19 protein-coding genes and 1 pseudogene are annotated in these 18,814 nt (G+C 50.7%); 19 read left to right on the forward strand and 1 reads right to left on the reverse strand.

Going from position 1 to position 18,814, the window contains the following annotated elements:
* Positions 1-3: 3 nt before the first annotated feature.
* The 16 genes from pseC (at position 4) to JMN22_RS07730 (ending at position 16,052) form a co-directional block, all read left to right on the forward strand.
* Positions 4-1,164 (forward strand): UDP-4-amino-4,6-dideoxy-N-acetyl-beta-L-altrosamine transaminase, encoded by a 1,161-nt coding sequence (gene pseC / locus JMN22_RS07655; protein ID WP_198797560.1) that lies wholly within the window; start codon positions 4-6, stop codon positions 1,162-1,164.
* Positions 1,161-1,862 (forward strand): pseudaminic acid cytidylyltransferase, encoded by a 702-nt coding sequence (gene pseF, locus JMN22_RS07660; protein WP_198797561.1) that lies wholly within the window; start codon positions 1,161-1,163, stop codon positions 1,860-1,862. The genes pseC and pseF overlap by 4 nt, the downstream gene beginning before the upstream one ends.
* Positions 1,859-2,971, forward strand: a complete 1,113-nt coding sequence (gene pseG / locus JMN22_RS07665) for a UDP-2,4-diacetamido-2,4,6-trideoxy-beta-L-altropyranose hydrolase (protein ID WP_337248686.1) — start codon at positions 1,859-1,861, stop codon at positions 2,969-2,971. The genes pseF and pseG overlap by 4 nt, the downstream gene beginning before the upstream one ends.
* On the forward strand, positions 2,964-3,503 hold the full coding sequence (pseH, locus tag JMN22_RS07670) for a UDP-4-amino-4,6-dideoxy-N-acetyl-beta-L-altrosamine N-acetyltransferase (RefSeq protein WP_225936068.1): 540 nt from the start codon (positions 2,964-2,966) through the stop codon (positions 3,501-3,503). Before pseG ends, pseH begins: the two co-directional genes overlap by 8 nt.
* On the forward strand, positions 3,490-4,548 hold the full coding sequence (pseI, locus tag JMN22_RS07675) for a pseudaminic acid synthase (protein ID WP_198797562.1): 1,059 nt from the start codon (positions 3,490-3,492) through the stop codon (positions 4,546-4,548). The genes pseH and pseI overlap by 14 nt, the downstream gene beginning before the upstream one ends.
* Positions 4,549-4,582: 34 nt before the next feature.
* Positions 4,583-5,470, forward strand: a complete 888-nt coding sequence (locus tag JMN22_RS07680; RefSeq protein WP_198797563.1) for a hypothetical protein — start codon at positions 4,583-4,585, stop codon at positions 5,468-5,470.
* Positions 5,467-6,567: a hypothetical protein gene (locus JMN22_RS07685; RefSeq protein WP_198797564.1), complete on the forward strand. Its 1,101-nt coding sequence runs from the start codon at positions 5,467-5,469 to the stop codon at positions 6,565-6,567. Before JMN22_RS07680 ends, JMN22_RS07685 begins: the two co-directional genes overlap by 4 nt.
* A 1-nt stretch (position 6,568) precedes the next feature.
* On the forward strand, positions 6,569-7,141 hold the full coding sequence (locus JMN22_RS26695) for a CatB-related O-acetyltransferase (RefSeq protein ID WP_225936067.1): 573 nt from the start codon (positions 6,569-6,571) through the stop codon (positions 7,139-7,141).
* Positions 7,141-8,274, forward strand: a complete 1,134-nt coding sequence (gmd, locus tag JMN22_RS07695; RefSeq protein ID WP_198797565.1) for a GDP-mannose 4,6-dehydratase — start codon at positions 7,141-7,143, stop codon at positions 8,272-8,274. Before JMN22_RS26695 ends, gmd begins: the two co-directional genes overlap by 1 nt.
* Positions 8,275-8,276: 2 nt before the next feature.
* Complete coding sequence (gene fcl, locus JMN22_RS07700; protein ID WP_198797566.1) at positions 8,277-9,251, forward strand: GDP-L-fucose synthase; 975 nt, start codon at positions 8,277-8,279, stop codon at positions 9,249-9,251.
* Between the two features lie 87 nt (positions 9,252-9,338).
* Positions 9,339-10,754 carry a mannose-1-phosphate guanylyltransferase/mannose-6-phosphate isomerase gene (locus JMN22_RS07705; protein ID WP_198797567.1) on the forward strand — a complete coding sequence of 472 codons (1,416 nt, stop codon included), beginning with the start codon at positions 9,339-9,341 and terminating at the stop codon, positions 10,752-10,754.
* Positions 10,755-10,758: 4 nt separating this feature from the next.
* Entirely contained in the window at positions 10,759-11,529 is a 771-nt protein-coding gene (locus tag JMN22_RS07710; protein ID WP_198797568.1) for a glycosyltransferase family 2 protein, read from the forward strand.
* Entirely contained in the window at positions 11,526-12,482 is a 957-nt protein-coding gene (locus JMN22_RS07715) for a UDP-glucose 4-epimerase family protein (RefSeq protein ID WP_198797569.1), read from the forward strand. The genes JMN22_RS07710 and JMN22_RS07715 overlap by 4 nt, the downstream gene beginning before the upstream one ends.
* Positions 12,482-13,495, forward strand: a complete 1,014-nt coding sequence (locus tag JMN22_RS07720; RefSeq protein WP_198797570.1) for an MraY family glycosyltransferase — start codon at positions 12,482-12,484, stop codon at positions 13,493-13,495. Before JMN22_RS07715 ends, JMN22_RS07720 begins: the two co-directional genes overlap by 1 nt.
* A gap of 112 nt (positions 13,496-13,607) precedes the next feature.
* Positions 13,608-15,602 (forward strand): polysaccharide biosynthesis protein, encoded by a 1,995-nt coding sequence (locus tag JMN22_RS07725; protein ID WP_198797571.1) that lies wholly within the window; start codon positions 13,608-13,610, stop codon positions 15,600-15,602.
* A 114-nt stretch (positions 15,603-15,716) separates the two neighbouring features.
* Positions 15,717-16,052, forward strand: a complete 336-nt coding sequence (locus tag JMN22_RS07730; RefSeq protein WP_198797572.1) for a ComEA family DNA-binding protein — start codon at positions 15,717-15,719, stop codon at positions 16,050-16,052.
* Positions 16,053-16,129: 77 nt separating this feature from the next.
* Here JMN22_RS07730 and JMN22_RS07735 read toward each other — a convergent pair whose 3' ends face one another.
* On the reverse strand, positions 16,130-16,756 hold the full coding sequence (locus JMN22_RS07735) for a pseudaminic acid biosynthesis-associated methylase (protein ID WP_198797573.1): 627 nt from the start codon (positions 16,754-16,756) through the stop codon (positions 16,130-16,132).
* Positions 16,757-16,910: 154 nt separating this feature from the next.
* On the opposite strand from JMN22_RS07735, the pseudogene JMN22_RS26805 reads away from it, so the two are divergent.
* From JMN22_RS26805 to JMN22_RS07745, 3 genes and pseudogenes are all read left to right on the forward strand, one after another.
* Positions 16,911-17,030: pseudogene (locus tag JMN22_RS26805) on the forward strand (phage tail protein); the annotation flags it as partial.
* Between the two features lie 183 nt (positions 17,031-17,213).
* Positions 17,214-17,867 carry a GntR family transcriptional regulator gene (locus JMN22_RS07740; RefSeq protein WP_198797574.1) on the forward strand — a complete coding sequence of 218 codons (654 nt, stop codon included), beginning with the start codon at positions 17,214-17,216 and terminating at the stop codon, positions 17,865-17,867.
* 16 nt (positions 17,868-17,883) lie between these two features.
* Positions 17,884-18,735 (forward strand): urea carboxylase-associated family protein, encoded by an 852-nt coding sequence (locus JMN22_RS07745; protein WP_198797575.1) that lies wholly within the window; start codon positions 17,884-17,886, stop codon positions 18,733-18,735.
* Positions 18,736-18,814 lie beyond the last annotated feature (79 nt).

The raw sequence follows: 18,814 nt of genomic DNA on the forward strand, positions 1-18,814 counted from the left end.
TCCATGATTCCATACGGTCGCCAGGACATAACCCAAGCCGATATCGACGCGGTTGTCGGTGTACTGCAATCTGATTTCCTCACCCAGGGGCCAATGGTGCCTCGTTTTGAGCAACAGGTTGCTGCCCATGTGGGTGCTAGCCATGCGCTTGCAGTGAATAGCGCTACATCGGCGCTGCATATTGCATGCCTCGCCTTGGGGCTGGGTCCTGGTGATCGTTTATGGACGAGTCCCGTTACGTTCGTAGCTTCTGCGAATTGTGGTTTGTATTGCGGTGCCCAGGTTGATTTCGTTGATATCGATCCTCGAACCTACAACCTTTGCCCCCAAGCGCTGGAGCGCAAGCTGGTAAAGGCTGAGCGAGAGGGTACGCTGCCTAAGGTGGTCGTGCCGGTACACCTCTGTGGCCAGCCCTGCGACATGCAGGCAATCCATAGGCTCGCCAAGCGCTATGGCTTCATGGTGATTGAAGATGCCTCTCATGCCATCGGTGGAAAATACCAAGGCGAGTTCATCGGAAGCGGCAAATATAGCGACATCACCGTATTCAGCTTTCACCCGGTAAAAATCATCACTACCGCGGAAGGCGGGATGGCGTTGACCAATGATGCCGAACTGGCGAACAAGATGGCGCTTTTGCGCAGCCATGGGATTACTCGCGATCCGCAGCAAATGACTCACGAGTCCGACGGCCCTTGGTACTACCAGCAGATCGATCTGGGTTTCAATTACCGAATGACCGAACTGCAGGCGGCCTTGGGCGTCAGCCAGATGGAGCGTCTGGATCAATACATTGCTCGGCGTCACCAATTGGCGGCGCGTTATAACGATCTGCTCGCGGCGTTGCCCGTAACTGTCCCATGGCAACATCCCGACTGTTATTCAGGCCTGCACCTGTACGTGATTCGGCTACAGCTGGACAAGATCAGCAAGAGCCACCGTCAAGTGTTCGAATCCCTGAGGGAGCAGGGGATTGGGGTGAACCTGCATTACATTCCTGTCCATACGCAGCCGTACTACGCACAGATGGGGTTCAAGCCGGAAGATTTCCCGGTAGCCCAGGATTACTATCGCGAAGCTATCAGCATTCCGATGTTCCAGACCATGAGTGATGAACAGCAAGACCAGGTGGTAGCTGCCATTAATCAGGCAGTGAACGCATGAAACTTGCCGTCATTCCTGCCCGGGGCGGCAGCAAGCGAATCCCGCGAAAAAACATCAAGATGTTTTGTGGCAAGCCAATGATCGCTTGGTCAATCGAGGCGGCGCTCGAGAGTGGCTGTTTTGATAAGGTCATTGTGTCTACGGATGACGAAGAGATTGCCGGTGTTGCGCGTGATTGCGGAGCCAGCGTTCCATTCATGCGTCCAGCTGAGTTGGCTGACGACTACACCGGAACAATACCGGTTATTCAGCAAGCAATTGAACGTCTCAGGGCTGATGGGTTTGAAGCCCAGCAGGTTTGCTGCCTTTATGCGACAGCCCCGTTCGTCAGCCCTGAAGATTTGCAGCGAGGTCTGGCGACTCTTGAGCGAACGGGCAGCCAATACGCATTTTCAGTTACCAGCTATGCATTCCCAATTCAGCGAGCGATTCGCCTGACTGAAAACGGAGGTGTGGAAATGTTCCACGCCGAGCACTTCAACACTCGCTCACAAGATCTGGAAGAAAGCTATCACGACGCCGGGCAGTTTTATTGGGGGCTGGCAAGTGCATGGTTGGCTGGGCATGTGATTTTCAGCCCAGCGTCCAGCGCCGTGGTACTGCCGCGCCACCGCGTGCAAGACATCGATACCCCTGAAGATTGGGTTCGTGCTGAATGGTTGTATAAAGCCTTTCAAGCGGAAAGCGCCAAAGCATGAAAGGCATGAAGGTCGTATTCAGAGCCGATGCCTCGCTGCAGATTGGCAGCGGACATGTAATGCGTTGCTTGACCCTGGCTGAAGCCCTACGTGCAGAAGGCGCTGCATGCTATTTCATTTGTAGGGAGCACCCAGGGAATCTGCTTGATCTCATTCGGAGTAAGCATTTCGAAGCGTTTAGTCTGGACGCGACGGAGGCCGCTGACCCTGATGTCTCCCTAGCGTCGCAGGAAAGCCAATTGGCTCACTCCGCTTGGCTCGGAGCGCCCCAATCCCAAGATGCCAGTGAGTGCGCAGCTCTGTTAGGCGACTTAGTGCCCGACTGGTTGGTGGTGGATCACTACGCTTTGGATGCCCGGTGGGAAACCGCCCTGAAAAAATACTACAACGATCTTTTGGTAATAGATGACCTTGCGGATCGTCCGCATGTTTGCAAAATACTTCTCGATCAAAACCACGGGCGTACGGAACGAGACTACATAGAGTTGGTGCCCGATAGTTGCCAGATATTGGCTGGTGCACGATTTGCCCTATTGCGCCCGGAGTTTGCCCAGCTGCGTAAGCGAAGCCTTGAAAGACGAAACTCCCCAGTGCTCCAGCATCTGCTGATTACGATGGGAGGCGTTGACCAAGCAAATGCCACGGGACTTATATTGCAAGCCCTGCGAGTCTGCCCTCTGCCTGACGATTGCCGGATAAGTGTAGTCATGGGGCTTAAGGCTCCTTGTCTGGCATCGGTAAGCGAAATCGCGGCGACCATGCCTTGGCCTACCGAAGTGTTGGTTAACGTGACTGATATGGCCGAACGCATGACGTCGGCAGACCTAATCATCGGTGCCGCCGGCAGTACCTCTTGGGAGCGCTGTTGTTTGGGGGTACCGACAATCATGGTGGTGTTGGCGAATAATCAGAAGCCTGGGGCAGAGGCGCTTTTGCGTTCCGGCTGCGTCGTACTCATTGGGCAACCACACGATATTCCCGAACGCTTACCGGCTGCCATATTCGATTTAGCACAAGGCAGTTCCTTGTCGGAGCTAAGCCGGCAGGCAAAGAACGTCTGCGACGGTTTAGGTGTTGAGCGGCTGTTCGGGAGCATGAGTAATGGATAACGTGCAGCGGGCGTCATCTATCCGGAAGATGACGGCAGACGATTTGGACGTTGTACTTGCCTGGAGGAATCATCCGGATATACGTCGTTTCATGTATACCCGGCATGAGATCAAGCTTGAAGAGCACCATGCCTGGTTCAAGCGTGCCTCCGTTGATTCGAGCAAGCATTTGTTGATTTTTCAAATAGACGGCGCAGCCCAAGGCTTCGTGAATATAACCGAGCTCGGCGTACCTGGAGTCGCTGACTGGGGGTTCTACATCGCGCCTGAAGCAGAGAAGGGCACAGGCCGAGAATTGGGAAAAGCAGCGCTGGATTACGCGTTTAAAATTCTCCATCTGCATAAGATCTGCGGACAAGCGCTTGTCTATAATGAACGCTCAATCAAATTTCATCTTGGTATGGGTTTTCAGCAAGAAGGTGTTCTTCGTGATCAACATTACGACGGCGAAAACTATCATTCAGTTATTTGCTTTGGATTATTGAGCGCCGAATGGCAGCCAGAAGAGAGTCAATCGTATGCGAAATCCTAGTATCAATATAGCCGGCAGAAAAATTGGCGCAGACGAGCCCCCGTATATTATTGCAGAGCTGTCCGCCAATCATAATGGCAATTTTGAGACTGCAAAGCGGATTATGGAAGAGGCCAAGAAGGCGGGCGCCGACGCGATCAAGCTGCAGACATATACCGCTGACACTATTACGTTAGATTGCGATTCGGCCGATTTCCAGATTCGTGGTGGGTTGTGGGATGGGCGGACATTGTATGAGCTTTATAAAGAAGCCCACATGCCCTGGGAATGGCATGCTCCGCTTTTTGATTATGCCAGAAAACTCGATATCACTATTTTTAGCTCGCCTTTCGATTCCACGGCCGTTGATCTTCTCGAAAGTCTCAATGCGCCTGCTTATAAAATTGCTTCGTTCGAAGCGATTGACCTGCCGCTAATAAAATATGTGGCCAGTACAGGCAAACCGATGATCATCTCTACCGGGATGGCAGACGCAAATGAGATAGCTGAGGCTATTGAGGCCGCGCGCGAGGGCGGTTGCAAGGAACTGGCTGTCCTTCATTGTGTTAGTGGTTATCCAGCTCCGGCAAAAGATTATAACTTACGTACTATTCCGGATATGATCCATCGCCATGGTTTGGTAACTGGGTTATCTGACCATACATTAGACAACACAACGGCGATTACCAGCGTTGCACTCGGAGCGTCGATTATTGAGAAACACTTTACCCTTGATCGAAGTGGTGGCGGTCCTGATGACAGTTTTTCCCTCGAGCCTGCAGAGCTTGTGGCGCTGTGTCGGGATAGTAAAACGGCATGGGCAGCTTTGGGCAAGGTTGACTATGGCCGCAAGTCTAGCGAGCAAGGAAATGTGCAATTCCGGCGTTCTTTGTATTTCGTGGAGTCGTTAAAAGCAGGGGACGTTATTACCGAAAATTCAATCAGGAGCGTTCGGCCGGGTTTCGGGCTTGCGCCTAAGAATCTCAGCCGTCTTGTAGGTAAAACAGTTATTCGAGATGTCAGTCGCTATACTCCAGTGACTGCTGTTGATATTGGTGAAGGCTAATGTCGTTATATTCGAACCGAAAGGAGGCAACAGTTTGAAGCGCCGAATAAAAAATATCCTTTTGTTTCTGATGACGTTTTTTGAAACTATGTTTTCATTGAGCTTGGTATTGATATATTCGCGGAAAGTCTCGCTTGGTCATGTCGCGCAGCGGAACAAAATTTTTATTTTGGGAAATGGTCCTTCCTTAAAGGATGACTTAAAGGGAGTCATCGCGCTTAGCGCTCGTGAAGAGATCGATGTCTGCGCTGTTAATGATTTCGCTTTTTCTGACGTGTTTTTTGATATTCGTCCGAGTATCTACGTGTTGGCCGATCCCGGCTACTGGGCAGACAATGTCGGGGAGGATCTTAGTGTTCGCAGAGCACGACTATTGGAAATATTTTCTGAGCGTGTCACTTGGCCGATGCAAGTAATGTTGCCTATTGATGCGCGTAAAAGTTCAATATTTAATAATTTGATCTCGGGTGCGGTTACTTATAGTTTTTATAATCGTACTCCGCTGAGCGGGTTTAAATGGTTGATTTTTCGATTCTTCGATCTCGGGGTTGGCATGCCGCCTCCTTACAATGTGCTAATCGCGGCAATAACGCTTAGCCTTTTGAAAGGCTATAAGCAGGTATTTATTTTAGGCGCCGATCATTCTTGGCATGAAGAGCTAAGCGTCGCAACCGGAAAGAAGGTGCAGGTTGCTCAGAAACATTTTTACGACAATAAAGTCGAGCAAAAGCCTGTGTATAAAGAGGCCGGCGAGACGTTTACGATTGGAGACTTGTTCATTCGATGGGGGAAAGTATTTAAGATGTATGAGACGCTCTACCTATATGCGAAGCATAAGAATTCTCAAGTATATAACTTGAGCAGCAAAACCTACATTGATGCTTTTCCTCGCTCAAGTCTTGACGAGTTTCGCGATCTATGAAGCTGCGTGGCTTCTTCATAGGTATTGCTATGTGCTATGTGTTGTTTGCCTTGCTGAGCTTGGTATACGGTGTTTTTGCATACAGAGCGGCGGCGGTTTTTTGCGGTTGTCTGATACTATTCTATATGCTGAAGAGTAGGTTGGCCGAACTCCGGCTGGGAGGCTTGTTAGTTTTTCTTGTTTTAATTATTGCAGTCTTCTCCTTGTTTAGTTTGCAGTCATCCGAAGGGCGTAGTTTGTTTTCGGTTATGGTGTTTATAGGAGCGCTTGGTGTAAGTTGGTTTTCGTTGGCAGCTCGCTGCACTTTTCACCTATATGAACTACCTTTTTATATAATTTTGGGCGCTACTCTGATTTTATTTTTGGTTTTTGGGTATGGTCCTGCAGAATTCAACACTGTACTTGCAGGTTATAGCCGAAACGGCTATTCGGCCATATTGTTAGCTTTTGCCGGGGGCTATATTTTTTCCAGGATATACAGAGGTAAAAGAATTTCCTTGGTGCTGATGATGTTGGTTCTCATATCTAGCTTCCCTCTGTACGGTCGAAGTGGAATTGCCATGGCTTTTTCCTTGTTTATAGTCGTTCTCTGCTATAGAAGTCTGAGGGTGGCTGCTCTGGTTGGCGGGGCCGGCATTCTGTGTGCTTTATCTAGCCTAGATATAATTGAGAGCTATATCTACGGCGCAACGAATTTTTCAGCCGGTATGGATAGTCCTCGATCCGAAATGCTGCTCCAATATCTAGACTCCATAAATGGGTTGGGACTGCTCACTGGGTTGGATCTTAGTCAGGTTCCTTTAATTTTTGAATATAATAATAATCCACATAACGCCTTCCTCTTGCTGCATTCGTATTATGGCATCTCGATGATTCTGCTGATATGCTTAATCGCTATTTCGCTTTTCAAGTTGTTTGTAGAGAAGAAGTTTGCACTCCTTGCTATCGCGGTATTATTTTTATGTAGGGCGTTGTTTGATATTATTTATTTGTTTGGTTTGTTTGATTATCTTTTGTTTCCGCTTTTGTTTTATTGGTTTTTTGCGAAATATTTCCGAAGTTCCGGCTCCGTTTCAACTCCTTTAGGGGTGAGATAAGATGGGTGTTTTTAAACGTTTTATAAAGTCGCATAGAGGGTTTTATCTGTCTCTGCGCGAGTTAATTATGCGCTATCGGAAGTTTCGTTACGGCTGGGGCGGTGTGTCGATAACTACTTGGATGGTAGCTAGGCAAAAATATATATCCAGAGATTTTAGTATTGGAGATTACGGATTTGTTGGGCGTGATTGTACTATCTATCCTAAGGTGAGTGCTGGAAGGTTTGTGCTGATAGCGCCTGAGGTTTCAATCTTGGGAGGAGACCATGAATACAAAATGGTCGGAGTGCCTATCTGCTTTTCGGGTAGAGAATTTATTCCGCCGACCACAATAGGCGATGACGTATGGATAGGGATGTCTGCGAAGTTGATCGCTGGTGTTACCATTGGTTCTGGTGCCATCGTTGCGGCGGGGGCTGTAGTTACACATGACGTACCGCCTTTTGCCATAGTTGCTGGAGTGCCTGCAAAAATAATTCGCTATCGATTTGAGCGCGAGGATGATAGGGCTTCGCATTTGAAGGCGCTTTCTAAAATACGCTCTTACGGTGAGCTGGTAACGGATCTTAATTGATGGAGGTGTCAATCGTGAAGAAAGCACTAATTACTGGTGTGACCGGGCAGGACGGTTCTTACCTTGCCGAGTTTCTACTCGCGAAGGGCTATGAAGTTCATGGCATAAAGCGCCGTGCGTCATCATTTAATACTCAGCGCGTCGATCATATCTATCAAGATCCACATGTGAATAATCGGAACTTTGTTCTTCATTATGGCGATTTGACCGATTCTTCGAACCTGACTCGGATTATTCAAGAGGTGCAGCCTGACGAAGTTTACAATCTCGGGGCGCAATCTCACGTTGCAGTTAGTTTCGAGTCTCCAGAATACACCGCCGATGTTGATGCAATGGGTACACTTCGCATCCTCGAAGCCATTCGTCTACTAGGTTTGGAGAAAAAAACTCGTTTCTATCAGGCATCGACATCCGAATTGTACGGTTTGGTTCAGGAAACGCCTCAAAAGGAAACAACACCTTTCTATCCGCGCTCTCCATACGCGGTGGCCAAGCTCTACGCGTACTGGATAACCGTCAACTATCGTGAGGCGTACGGGATGTACGCATGCAACGGCATCCTGTTCAATCATGAATCTCCACGCCGTGGCGAAACCTTTGTTACGCGTAAAATCACCCGCGCTTTGGCAAATATCTCGCAAGGCTTGGAGCAATGTCTGTTCTTAGGCAATATGGATGCTTTGCGAGATTGGGGGCATGCGAAGGACTATGTCCGCATGCAATGGATGATGCTGCAACAAGAGCACCCTCAAGATTATGTAATTGCTACAGGTGTCCAATATTCTGTACGAGATTTTGTGCGCTGGTCTGCCGCTGAGCTTGGCGTCACGTTGCGCTTTGAAGGTGAAGGTGTGGAAGAGCGCGCGATAGTTGAACGCGTAGATGGAAATCTAGCCCCTGCGCTGAAGACTGGAGACGTGATCGTCTGTGTAGATCCGCGCTACTTCCGGCCTACCGAGGTCGAAACTTTGTTGGGTGATCCTAGTAAAGCTAAAAAAGACCTCGGTTGGGTACCTGAAATCACAGTGCAGGAAATGTGCGCAGAGATGGTCCGTGAGGACCTTAAGGCGGCCCAGCGTCATGCCTTGCTCAAGCAACACGGCCATGATGTCCCGGTCGCTTTGGAGAACTAATGATGCCCCGCGAATTGAACCAGACCGTTTTCGTCGCAGGCCATCGAGGCATGGTGGGTTCCGCTATCGTGCGCCGGCTCCAGGCTCTTGGCTATCGCTCTGTTCTCTGCGCTGGTCGGGAAGAGCTGGATTTACTCGATCAGCAAGCGGTTCATGCATATTTTTCAAAAAATCGGATTGACCAGGTCTATCTTGCGGCAGCTAAGGTAGGGGGTATCCAAGCCAATAATACGTACCCTGCGGATTTTATTTATGAAAATCTGACGATACAAGCGAATGTGATCCAGGCTGCGCACCTATCTAACGTTCAGAAATTACTGTTTCTTGGGTCGTCCTGCATTTATCCGAAGCAGGCTAAGCAACCGATGCAGGAAAACGCTTTGCTTACTGGTTTATTAGAACCGACTAACGAGCCCTATGCGATCGCCAAAATTGCTGGGATCAAGTTATGCGAGAGCTATAATCGTCAGCACGGTCGTGACTATCGCAGCGTCATGCCAACCAATCTGTACGGGCCGCATGATAATTACCATCCTGAAAATAGCCACGTGATTCCGGCCTTGCTTCGTCGTTTTCACGAGGCGGTGCAAGCCAGTCAAGGGGAGGTTGTTATCTGGGGAAGCGGCAATCCGATGCGGGAGTTTTTACACGTCGATGACATGGCCGCGGCTAGCGTACATGTGATGGAGCTTGATCAAAACACGTATCAGGCCAACACTCAGCCCATGCTGTCGCATATTAATGTCGGGACGGGAGAAGACTGCACCATACGTGAGCTTGCACAAACAATCGCCAAGGTTACTGGTTTTAAAGGACAACTCTCTTTTGATGCAAGCAAGCCTGACGGTGCGCCGCGTAAACTAATGGACGTCTCTCGTCTTCGCGCGTTGGGTTGGCAAGCTACGATTGGTCTCGAGGAAGGGCTTAGCGATGCCTATCAATGGTTCGTAGAGCATTGGCTGGAGGCTAGGAAGTGATGGCTGTGTGGCTGGTTTCTCGCGATCATTAGCCTTGCAAAAACAGAAATAGCAGCACCCTGATAGCGTCAGTAAGGACAACCTTCAATGTTTCTTCCGGTAATCATGGCAGGCGGTACGGGATCCCGCCTCTGGCCGCTTTCTCGCCAGCTTAATCCCAAGCAGTTCCTGCCTTTGGTTGATACTGAGCGGTCGTTGCTGCAGTCCACAATTCAGCGGCTGGACGGGCTGAATCACGAGCTCCCCTTGCTGATTTGCAACGAACAACACCGATTCCTTGCGGCGGAACAACTCCGGCAGATGGAGATGGACCAAGCCAAGATTTTGCTTGAGCCGGTGGGACGCAATACTGCTCCAGCTATCGCGCTGGCGGCGTTGGAGGCCACCGCTTCCGGAGTTGACCCGGTTCTGCTGGTTCTTCCCGCAGATCATCTTATTAAGAACGTTGGGGCATTTCATGCCAGCATCGCTTGTGCTTTAGCTTTGGCTGAGACGGGAAAATTAGTCACGTTCGGGATAGTGCCTACCCACCCAGAAACGGGTTTCGGTTATTTGGAAAGGGGGAAAGAGATAGCCGAGGGTGCCTATGTTGTTAGCCGATTTGTAGAAAAACCTGACTCAGCTACGGCTCAGAAGTATCTGGACAGCGGAGAGTATTTTTGGAATAGCGGCATGTTCATGTTTCGAGCCAGTCGTTATTTACGGGAGTTAGAGCTCTTCGCGCCGGATATCCTTCGTTCCTGCCAGGCTTCGTTTGCAGGTGCGCAGCAGGATATGCATTTCACCCGCGTCAACGCTCAAGCGTTCAACGAATGTCCGGATATATCCATCGATTACGCCGTCATGGAGCGCACTTCTGATGCGGTAATGGTGCCTCTTGATGCTGGATGGAGTGACGTCGGATCGTGGTCGGCTCTCTGGGATACATCAGATAAAGATTGTAACGGAAACGTATCTAATGGGGATGTGCTCACCGAGCGAACGACTAACAGCTACCTACATGCAACTCATCGACTGGTGGCCGCCATCGGCGTTGATGACCTTGTTATTGTAGAAACCAAAGATGCGGTACTCGTGGCACACAAAAATGATGTTCAAGAAGTCAAGAAAATTGTTGACCAGCTAAAGAGCTGTAAGCGACCTGAGTATGCTAACCATCGTGAGGTCTATCGTCCTTGGGGAGTTTACGATTCCATCGATAACGGACCGCGCTATCAGGTAAAACGTATTACAGTAAATCCGGGCGCTAAACTATCTGTACAAATGCATCATCATCGGGCGGAGCATTGGATAGTCGTAAGCGGAACGGCTCAAGTAACCAACGGTGAGCGGACCTATTTGGTAACGGAAAATCAATCTACATACATAGCTGTCGGCCAGATTCATGCTCTGGAGAATCCTGGTGTGATTCCGTTGGAGCTAATAGAAGTCCAGTCCGGCACCTATTTAGGTGAAGATGATATCGTTCGCTTTGAAGATCGATACGGTCGCGTGAAGGATTGATGTTTTGAAGATTTCCATTATTACTGTTTCTTATAATAGCGCTTCCACGATTCGTGACACTATAGAATCAGTTCTTTCGCAGCGGTATGAAAATATTGAATATATCGTCGTGGATGGCGCCTCGAGCGACACGACCATGGCTATCGTTAATGAGTATGGAAGTAAGATAGCCAAAGTCGTTAGTGAGCCGGACAAAGGTATATATGATGCTATGAACAAAGGCATCTCTTTGGCGACAGGTGATATCATTGGGATCTTGAATTCTGATGATTTCTTCGAGACAGATGACGTTGTTGGTTCTGTTGCCAGTTGCTTCGCTTCGTCGCCAGAAAGTCAGCTTGTTTTTGGTGATATTGTTTTTGTTGATCCTAATGATTTAAATGCTGTGACCCGCTTTTACAGTGCAGGCCATTTCCGGTCTTGGAAGCTTCGTTTTGGTTGGATGCCACCTCATCCTGCGACGTTCATAAGGGCAGAAGCATATAAGTTAGCAGGGCCGTATTCGATGCTCTACAGGATTTCGGCTGATTATGAGATGTTTGTGCGATTGCTAGTGGTTCATAAGCTGCCCTTTGCCAGGCTTGATCAGGTATTAGTTCGGATGCGCGCCGGTGGGGTCAGCACCTCAGGTGTAAGGAGTAGTCTCCGCCTGAATAGAGAGATTGTTCAGGCTTGTAGGAGAAACGGCATCTACACGAATTTAGTAATGGTCCTGAGCAAGCTGCCTTTCAAGTTGGTTGAGTACTTCAAACGCCCCAAAGGAAATTCTCAATGACGCGCCTGTTGATCACGGGGGGGACTGGATTCGTTGGGGCTGCGCTTATTGAAAGAGCTAAGGCAGATTCTTGCTTTGAGATATGTGCCTCGGTTCGTACTGGACAGCAGGTATCTGGTGTCCGCACCTATCAAGTGCCGGATCTCAGTGCGACCACCTCTTGGACAGCAGCACTTGATGGGGTTGAAGTCGTTATTCATACGGCTGCGCGCGTGCATATAATGCACGACGCCTCAAGTGATCCTCTGAGAGAGTTTAGAGAAATCAATGTAGAAGGAACTTTAAATCTTGCACGTCAAGCTGCTGCAGCAGGTGTTCGGCGATTTATTTTCATAAGTTCCGTTAAGGTCAACGGAGAAAGTACCGAGCCGGGATATGCTTTCAAGCCGGACGATAAACCGAACCCGCATGATCCTTATGGTATTTCAAAAATGGAAGCCGAAGCAGCGCTTCTCCCACTTGGTGAGCAGGGGCAAATGGACGTAGTTATCATTCGTCCCGTTCTTGTTTACGGCCCAGGTGTCAAAGGCAATTTTCTCAGCATGATGAGATGGCTTAATAGGGGGGTACCTTTACCCTTGGGGGCCATTAAAAATATGCGAAGCTTAGTCGGGATTGATAATTTGGTTGACTTGATAGTGATCTGTATAGATCACCCGCTCGCAGCCAATCAAATTTTTCTCGTTAGCGATCGAGAGGATTTGTCGACAACTCAGCTGCTAACTAAACTTTCGATAGCACTTCATAAACCCTCGCGTTTAGTTCCCATTCCCTCTTATTTGATCGGCCATGTTGCGAAGCTGGTGGGAAGAAACGATATTTTCAAGCGTCTTTGCGGCTCTCTGCAGGTCGACACAAGTAAAACCCATGAGTTGCTGGGCTGGACCCCAAAAGTTAGCGTTGACCAAGGATTGAGAGACACTGTAAGCAATTTTTTGAATCAGGGTAAATAATGGGCTGGCAAATTTTTTTAATTATCTTCGCGGCGTCATCCTTGATGACATGGGTCCTGCGTCGTTATGCCTTGGCTCGAAGCATCATAGACATCCCCAACGCCCGTAGTTCCCATTCTGTACCAACCCCACGCGGCGGTGGCGTAGCCATTGTATTTAGTTTCCTAGCGGCGCTGCCAATATTAGCGGCTAACGAATCGCTGTCTTTGCACGCTATGTGGTCAATGCTAGGAGCGGGAGCTGTAGTCGCTGTGCTCGGTTTCCTCGATGATCATGGCCACATCGCTGCCCGTTGGCGCCTGTTGGGGCATTTCATAGCATCGGTATGGGCACTTTACTGGCTAGGCGGAATGCCGGTAATCACGATGTTTAACGTCGAAATCGACCTGGCTTGGCTTGGTCACGTCCTGGCAGTTCTTTACTTGGTGTGGATGTTGAATCTCTACAATTTTATGGACGGCATCGACGGTATTGCCAGTGTGGAGGCTATCTGCGTGTGCGTCGGGGCGTGTCTGCTTTACTGGCTGGGAGGTTTTGAATCTTTGATTATGGCTCCGCTATTGCTCGCTCTTGCGGTAGCTGGCTTTCTATATTGGAATTTCCCCCCAGCTCGCATTTTCATGGGAGACGCGGGCAGCGGATTTCTCGGTATCGTCTTGGCGCTCCTATCGCTGCAAGCAGCTTGGGCTTCACCCAAGCTACTTTGGGTTTGGTTTATTTTGCTCGGTGTATTTATTGTCGATGCAACGGTCACGTTGATACGACGTCTTCTTCGCGGCGACAAGGTGTACGAGGCTCATCGCAGTCACGCGTACCAGTTCGCTTCGCGTCAGTTCGGTCGCCATCTACCTGTGACCTTGGCGGTAATGGCAATCAATTTGTTATGGCTGCTGCCGTTGGCTGCATGCGTTGTATTGTTGGACATTGACGGAGCCTTGGCTTTGATAGTGGCTTATGTGCCATTGGTGATGCTTGCTGTCAGGTTTCATGCAGGCGAGCTTGAAAACGTCTGATTTCAAGCTAGGTTCGCTTTTTTTGGGTTATTGATTGTCCAACGCACGGTGATGTACCACCGGCGTACGGGCGGACGGGGTTTAGGAGCTGGCCAGGGTGCGGGAAGGATTCATGGATAAATTAAGAACAGTCTTGTTGGGATTGCCGAGGCGTCATAAGCGAGCAATTCAGGTAGCCATGGATATTGTGCTAGTCTGGATTGCGCTGTGGCTTGCATTTGTCGTGCGACTGGGTGTCGATGCGTTGATAGCGCCGATCGAAACGCATCTGTGGCTGTTCGCATCGGCTCCACTGGTCGCCATTCCTATTTTCATCCGTTTCGGCATGTACCGTGCTGTCATGCGTTACTTCGGTAACGATGCGCTGATCACAATCTGCAAAGCCGTGAGCCTTTCGGCGCTATTGTTAGCTCTTGTAGTGTATTGGTACAGCAACCATAAGACAGTTGTACCGCGCTCCATCATCTTCAATTATTGGTGGTTAAGCCTAATCATGATCGGCGGTTTACGCCTGATGATGCGTCAGTACTTCTTGGGCGACTGGTTCACCGCCGCCCAACATGTACCCTTCACCAATCGAGACGACGGTCTGCCCAAGGTCGCTATCTACGGCGCAGGCGCTGCAGGCAACCAACTCGTCGCCGCGCTGCGCATGGGCAGGGTGATGCGGCCCGTTGCGTTCATAGACGATGACAGCAGCATCGCCGATCGCGTCATCGCAGGGCTCCAGGTCTATCAACCCAACCACATTCAAAAAATGATCGATGCGACTGGCGCACAGGAAATACTGCTTGCCATCCCTTCTTCATCACGTGGTCGCCGTCGAGAAATCCTGACCCTGCTCGAAGGCTTCCCACTGCACGTACGCAGCGTCCCGGGCTTCATGGATCTGGCCAGCGGCCGGGTCAAGGTGGACGACATCCAGGAAGTGGATATTGCGGACCTCCTAGGACGTGATGCAGTGCCGGCGCAGCCTGATCTATTAGAACATTGCATCACAGGCCAGTCGGTCTTGGTCACGGGTGCCGGCGGTTCGATCGGCTCAGAGCTTTGCCGACAGATCCTTGCGCTGAAACCCACCACGCTGCTGCTTTTCGAGCACAGCGAATTTAATCTTTACAGCATATTGTCCGAACTGGAGCCGCGAATCGCTCGGGAATCTCTGTCTGTTCGCCTGTTACCGATCTTGGGATCGGTCCGCAACCAAGAGAAACTGCTTGATGTGATGAAGACCTGGAATGTCGACACGGTCTATCACGCAGCCGCCTATAAGCATGTGCCTATGGTTGAGCACAACATCGCCGAAGGTGTCTTGAACAACGTAATCGGTACGCTGAACACTGCACAGGCTGCACTGCAGGCGGGTGTGTCGAACTTTGTCTTGATCTCCACCGACAAGGCCGTACGCCCGACCAATATAATGGGCAGCACCAAGCGGCTCGCTGAGCTGACACTACAGGCATTGAGTCGTGAATTGGCCCCTGTGCTGTTCGGTGACCAGGCCAACGTCTCACGAGTTAACAAGACCCGCTTCACCATGGTCCGCTTCGGTAACGTACTGGGCTCCTCCGGATCGGTTATTCCGCTGTTCCATAAGCAGATCAAATCCGGCGGGCCGTTGACCGTTACCCACCCCAAGATCACGCGATACTTCATGACCATTCCCGAGGCAGCTCAACTGGTGATTCAGGCGGGTTCCATGGGCTTGGGTGGAGATGTGTTTGTGCTGGACATGGGCGAGCCGGTGAAAATCGTTGAGCTGGCGGAGAAGATGATTCACTTGTCTGGCTTGAGCGTTCGATCCGAAAAGAATCCGCACGGTGATATCTCAATTAAATTCACCGGCTTGCGCCCCGGCGAGAAGCTTTATGAGGAATTGTTGATAGGCGACAACGTCGTCGCGACCCAGCACCCAATGATCATGAGCGCCAACGAAGACTTCCTGCCTTGGGATGTCCTCAAGCTAAGGCTGGCAGACCTGCTGACGGCCATCGAAGAAGATGATTACGCACGAGTCCGTCAGTTGCTTCGCGACACCGTCAGTGGTTACGCCCCGGACGGAGAAATTGTCGACTGGATTTACCAGCAGCGCCATCTCGAGCCCTGATTGTTACATACCTCGTAACGTACACACTTTTGACAGTTCCACACCATCGCCTAAGTTTGGGAAGCAGCTTCGGAAAAGCTGCTTCTCTCTCAACGATGTCATGGAGCGTCACTTATGCGTACAGGCTATTTCTACTCGCTGATTTTTGCCTTCCTCACCAGCGCCTCGATCGCTGTTATTGCTGCCCCAGCGGCCAAGCCGGAGTCGGTTGCTTCGCCGTCGGCGGTGGAGCAGCCAGTGAAAACGCAAGGAGCCAAGGTAGATCTGAACGGGGCAGATGCCGCAACGTTGCAGCGCGAGCTGTCAGGGATAGGCAAAGGCAAGGCCGAGGCGATTGTTGCCTATCGGGAGAGTAATGGGCCTTTTTCGTCGGTAGACGAACTGCTTGAGGTCAAGGGCATCGGCAAGGCGATCCTCGATAGGAATCGTGACAAGCTGGAAGTGAATTGAGGGTTGTTTAAGGAAGGCCAGTCAGATGACTGGCCTTTTACTATTTAGCATACACATCAGTGATTCATTTTTTGCAATTATTTAGGTTGTTTTTCCATAATGAACCAGCTGATATCATCTTGAGGGAAGTTTCTGTCGCGATGATAAACAAAGCCGTAGTCTACTAATACAAGGTCATTGTATGTATTCATTAGTTCGCCAGCAAAATCTCGTTTGAATAATTTGGACGAGTGACCGCGGTAGGACAGCTCTACCGGCGAAGGGTTGTAGTATTCCGCGATGACAATGTATTTTGATGAATTGTTGTACAGGGCTGCGTATGCCTCTGGCAGTTTCTCAGGGTTGATATGTATCAGAACGCCTTTGGTGAATGTAAGGTCCCATTTTCTCGGAGCTTCGAATTCAAATATAGATGTATTGAAAACTTCTGCCAAGGGATGGTTTTTTCTAAGCTCTGCGGCGGCGCTTGAATTAATCTCAACAGCAGATAAATGTGCTTTTGGAAGCAGTGTCTGCAATGCGTAAATATTAAGACCTCTATTAGCACCAAACTCAAGAACAGATTCTATTTTGGATGTTCTGTGGAGGACTTTTGAAAAAAAACTTGTATTGCTAGCAACCCAGTCCAATCCTTTGTTTCTCTCCGTGTATACGTCTCCGAACTCACCTTCCCAAAAAAGCTCTTGTTCAGTTCGCACGCCCATGTGTATCTCCCTTTTCTATTTGCTTGCATGACGGACAAGCCTAGCGAATTTGGACAGCTGAAAAGCTGTTCTGCTAAAAAACTGCCGAACTATACCAAAAGCGACTTCGAAAGTCTGGATACCTGCGGCGCGACCAACTACGCAACCACGAGAGACCTTCGGCCCGGGGCCGTTCTTGCTGTACCACCTCGATGGGCGACCGAGCGATCATCGTTTTTGGCGGTCCCTGGCTGGCCGCACGGGGTGGGTGCTTAGGCAAAGATTCTATGGATAAATCATTTAAGCCCAGCCCACCCGCTGGGCTTTTTCATTTCTGATATTTTGAGTCCATCTTTATAAGAGTGACCCCATGAGATTGTTCGGTCTGATTTTTGATTCATCGGCTTAACCTTGTCGTTATTGGCACGAATGCTGATTACCTAACGCCAACCGATTGTTCAACAATCCAAGGCCCCCCATGACCAACCCCCTTTCCCTAGCCGACCAGATCACCCTCGAACTCCGCGCCGACATCATCGGCGGCCGCCTAATCCCCGGCATGGCGCTGATCGAAAACAACCTGGTCTCAGCCTACAACGCGTCCCGTAACACCATCCGCGAAGCGTTACACCGTCTCGGCCAGGAGGGCTTGACCCGTTACGTGCGTAACAAAGGGGTCATGGTCCGCAGGTTGGGTGTCGATGACGTGCGAGACGTGTTCAAGGTCCGTCGCACCTTGGAACTGCAGGCCATTCTCACCAGCAAGCCATTGAGCGAATACCAGTCCGACCGCATGCTCGAAGCCTTGGAGGCCGCCGAGCTGGCTCGCGAGCGCGAAGATTGGCGAGCGGTGGGCACCCACGGTCTGGCCTTCCATCAACACATCGTGGGGCTGATGCGCAGTCCCTTGCTCGATGAGTTTTTCACCAACGTGGTCGCACAGTTGCGTTTGGTGTTTTGTTCCGCCCCCGATGAGGCACGTTTCCAGGCGCCGTGGCTTGCCCGTGACCGGCAGATCCACGATTTGCTGGCCGAAGGTAACAAGCTCGCTGCCCACGACGAGTTGAGCCTTTACCTCGACGATTCCGAGCAGTTGCTTCTGCATCTACTGACTCCCGCCAACCCTCACTGATCAAAGGACTCGCGCCATGTACAAAGACTACCCAGCCGCCTACCAGGTCAGCAAAGGCTCCGCCCTGCAAGTGGACAAACCCTTCTACGACCGCATCCGCACTCAGCAAGACAAGCGCACGCTGATCGAGCAGTTCGAAGTCCCAATCCGCACCGGCCGTGCCTGGCATGTGCCGGCCGGTCATGTCTTCCGTGTGACAACCCCGGTCGGTCCGCAAGTGGGGGACTTCAACGTCTGGAATGCCAACGATCCGCGGGAGCGCTTATGGGCGGCTCGTACTCGTCAGCTTCAAGGCGCTCATGTCAGCACCTATGATCGGCTGTGGTCCAATCTGCCGTTTCTGCGACCGTTGGTGACGATTACCGATGACAGTCTCGCGGGCTATGGTATCGACGAGCATGGCGGGCGTTTGCACGATCTGCTGGGTACACGGTGTGATCCCTACGTAAACAAGATGCTGACCGGCGAGGATTTCCATCATCACTGTCACTCGAACCTGACCCGTGCGGTGTTGCCCCACGGCCTGACGGAGTTCGATGTGCATGACGTGTTGAATATCTTCCAATGCACCGGGCTGAATCATGACGACATGTATTTCATGAAGGCGTGTCCGGCGCAGAAGGGCGACTACCTGGAGTTTTTTGCCGAGATTGATTTGTTGTGTGCGCTGTCGACTTGCCCTGGCGGGGATCTGTCGCTGGCGATGTGGGGGCCGGAAGCGCAGGATCCTTTAAGCGTCTGTCGTCCGCTGGGGGTGGAGATTTATCGGTTGGAGGATTCGTTGCTACAAGGCTGGAGTCAGCCGGAGCGGGCGGCTTACAAAGGGCTGCACGGGTTGCATATTGCCAAGGCGGATTGGGAGAAATAACACTGCTGACGCGGCAAGGCATTGCCCTCTGTGGCGAGGGGATTTATCCCCGCTGGGCTGCGTAGCAGCCCTCTCCCTA

The organism is Pseudomonas sp. HB05 (assembly GCF_016756915.1).
GTDB lineage: Bacteria > Pseudomonadota > Gammaproteobacteria > Pseudomonadales > Pseudomonadaceae > Aquipseudomonas > Aquipseudomonas alvandae.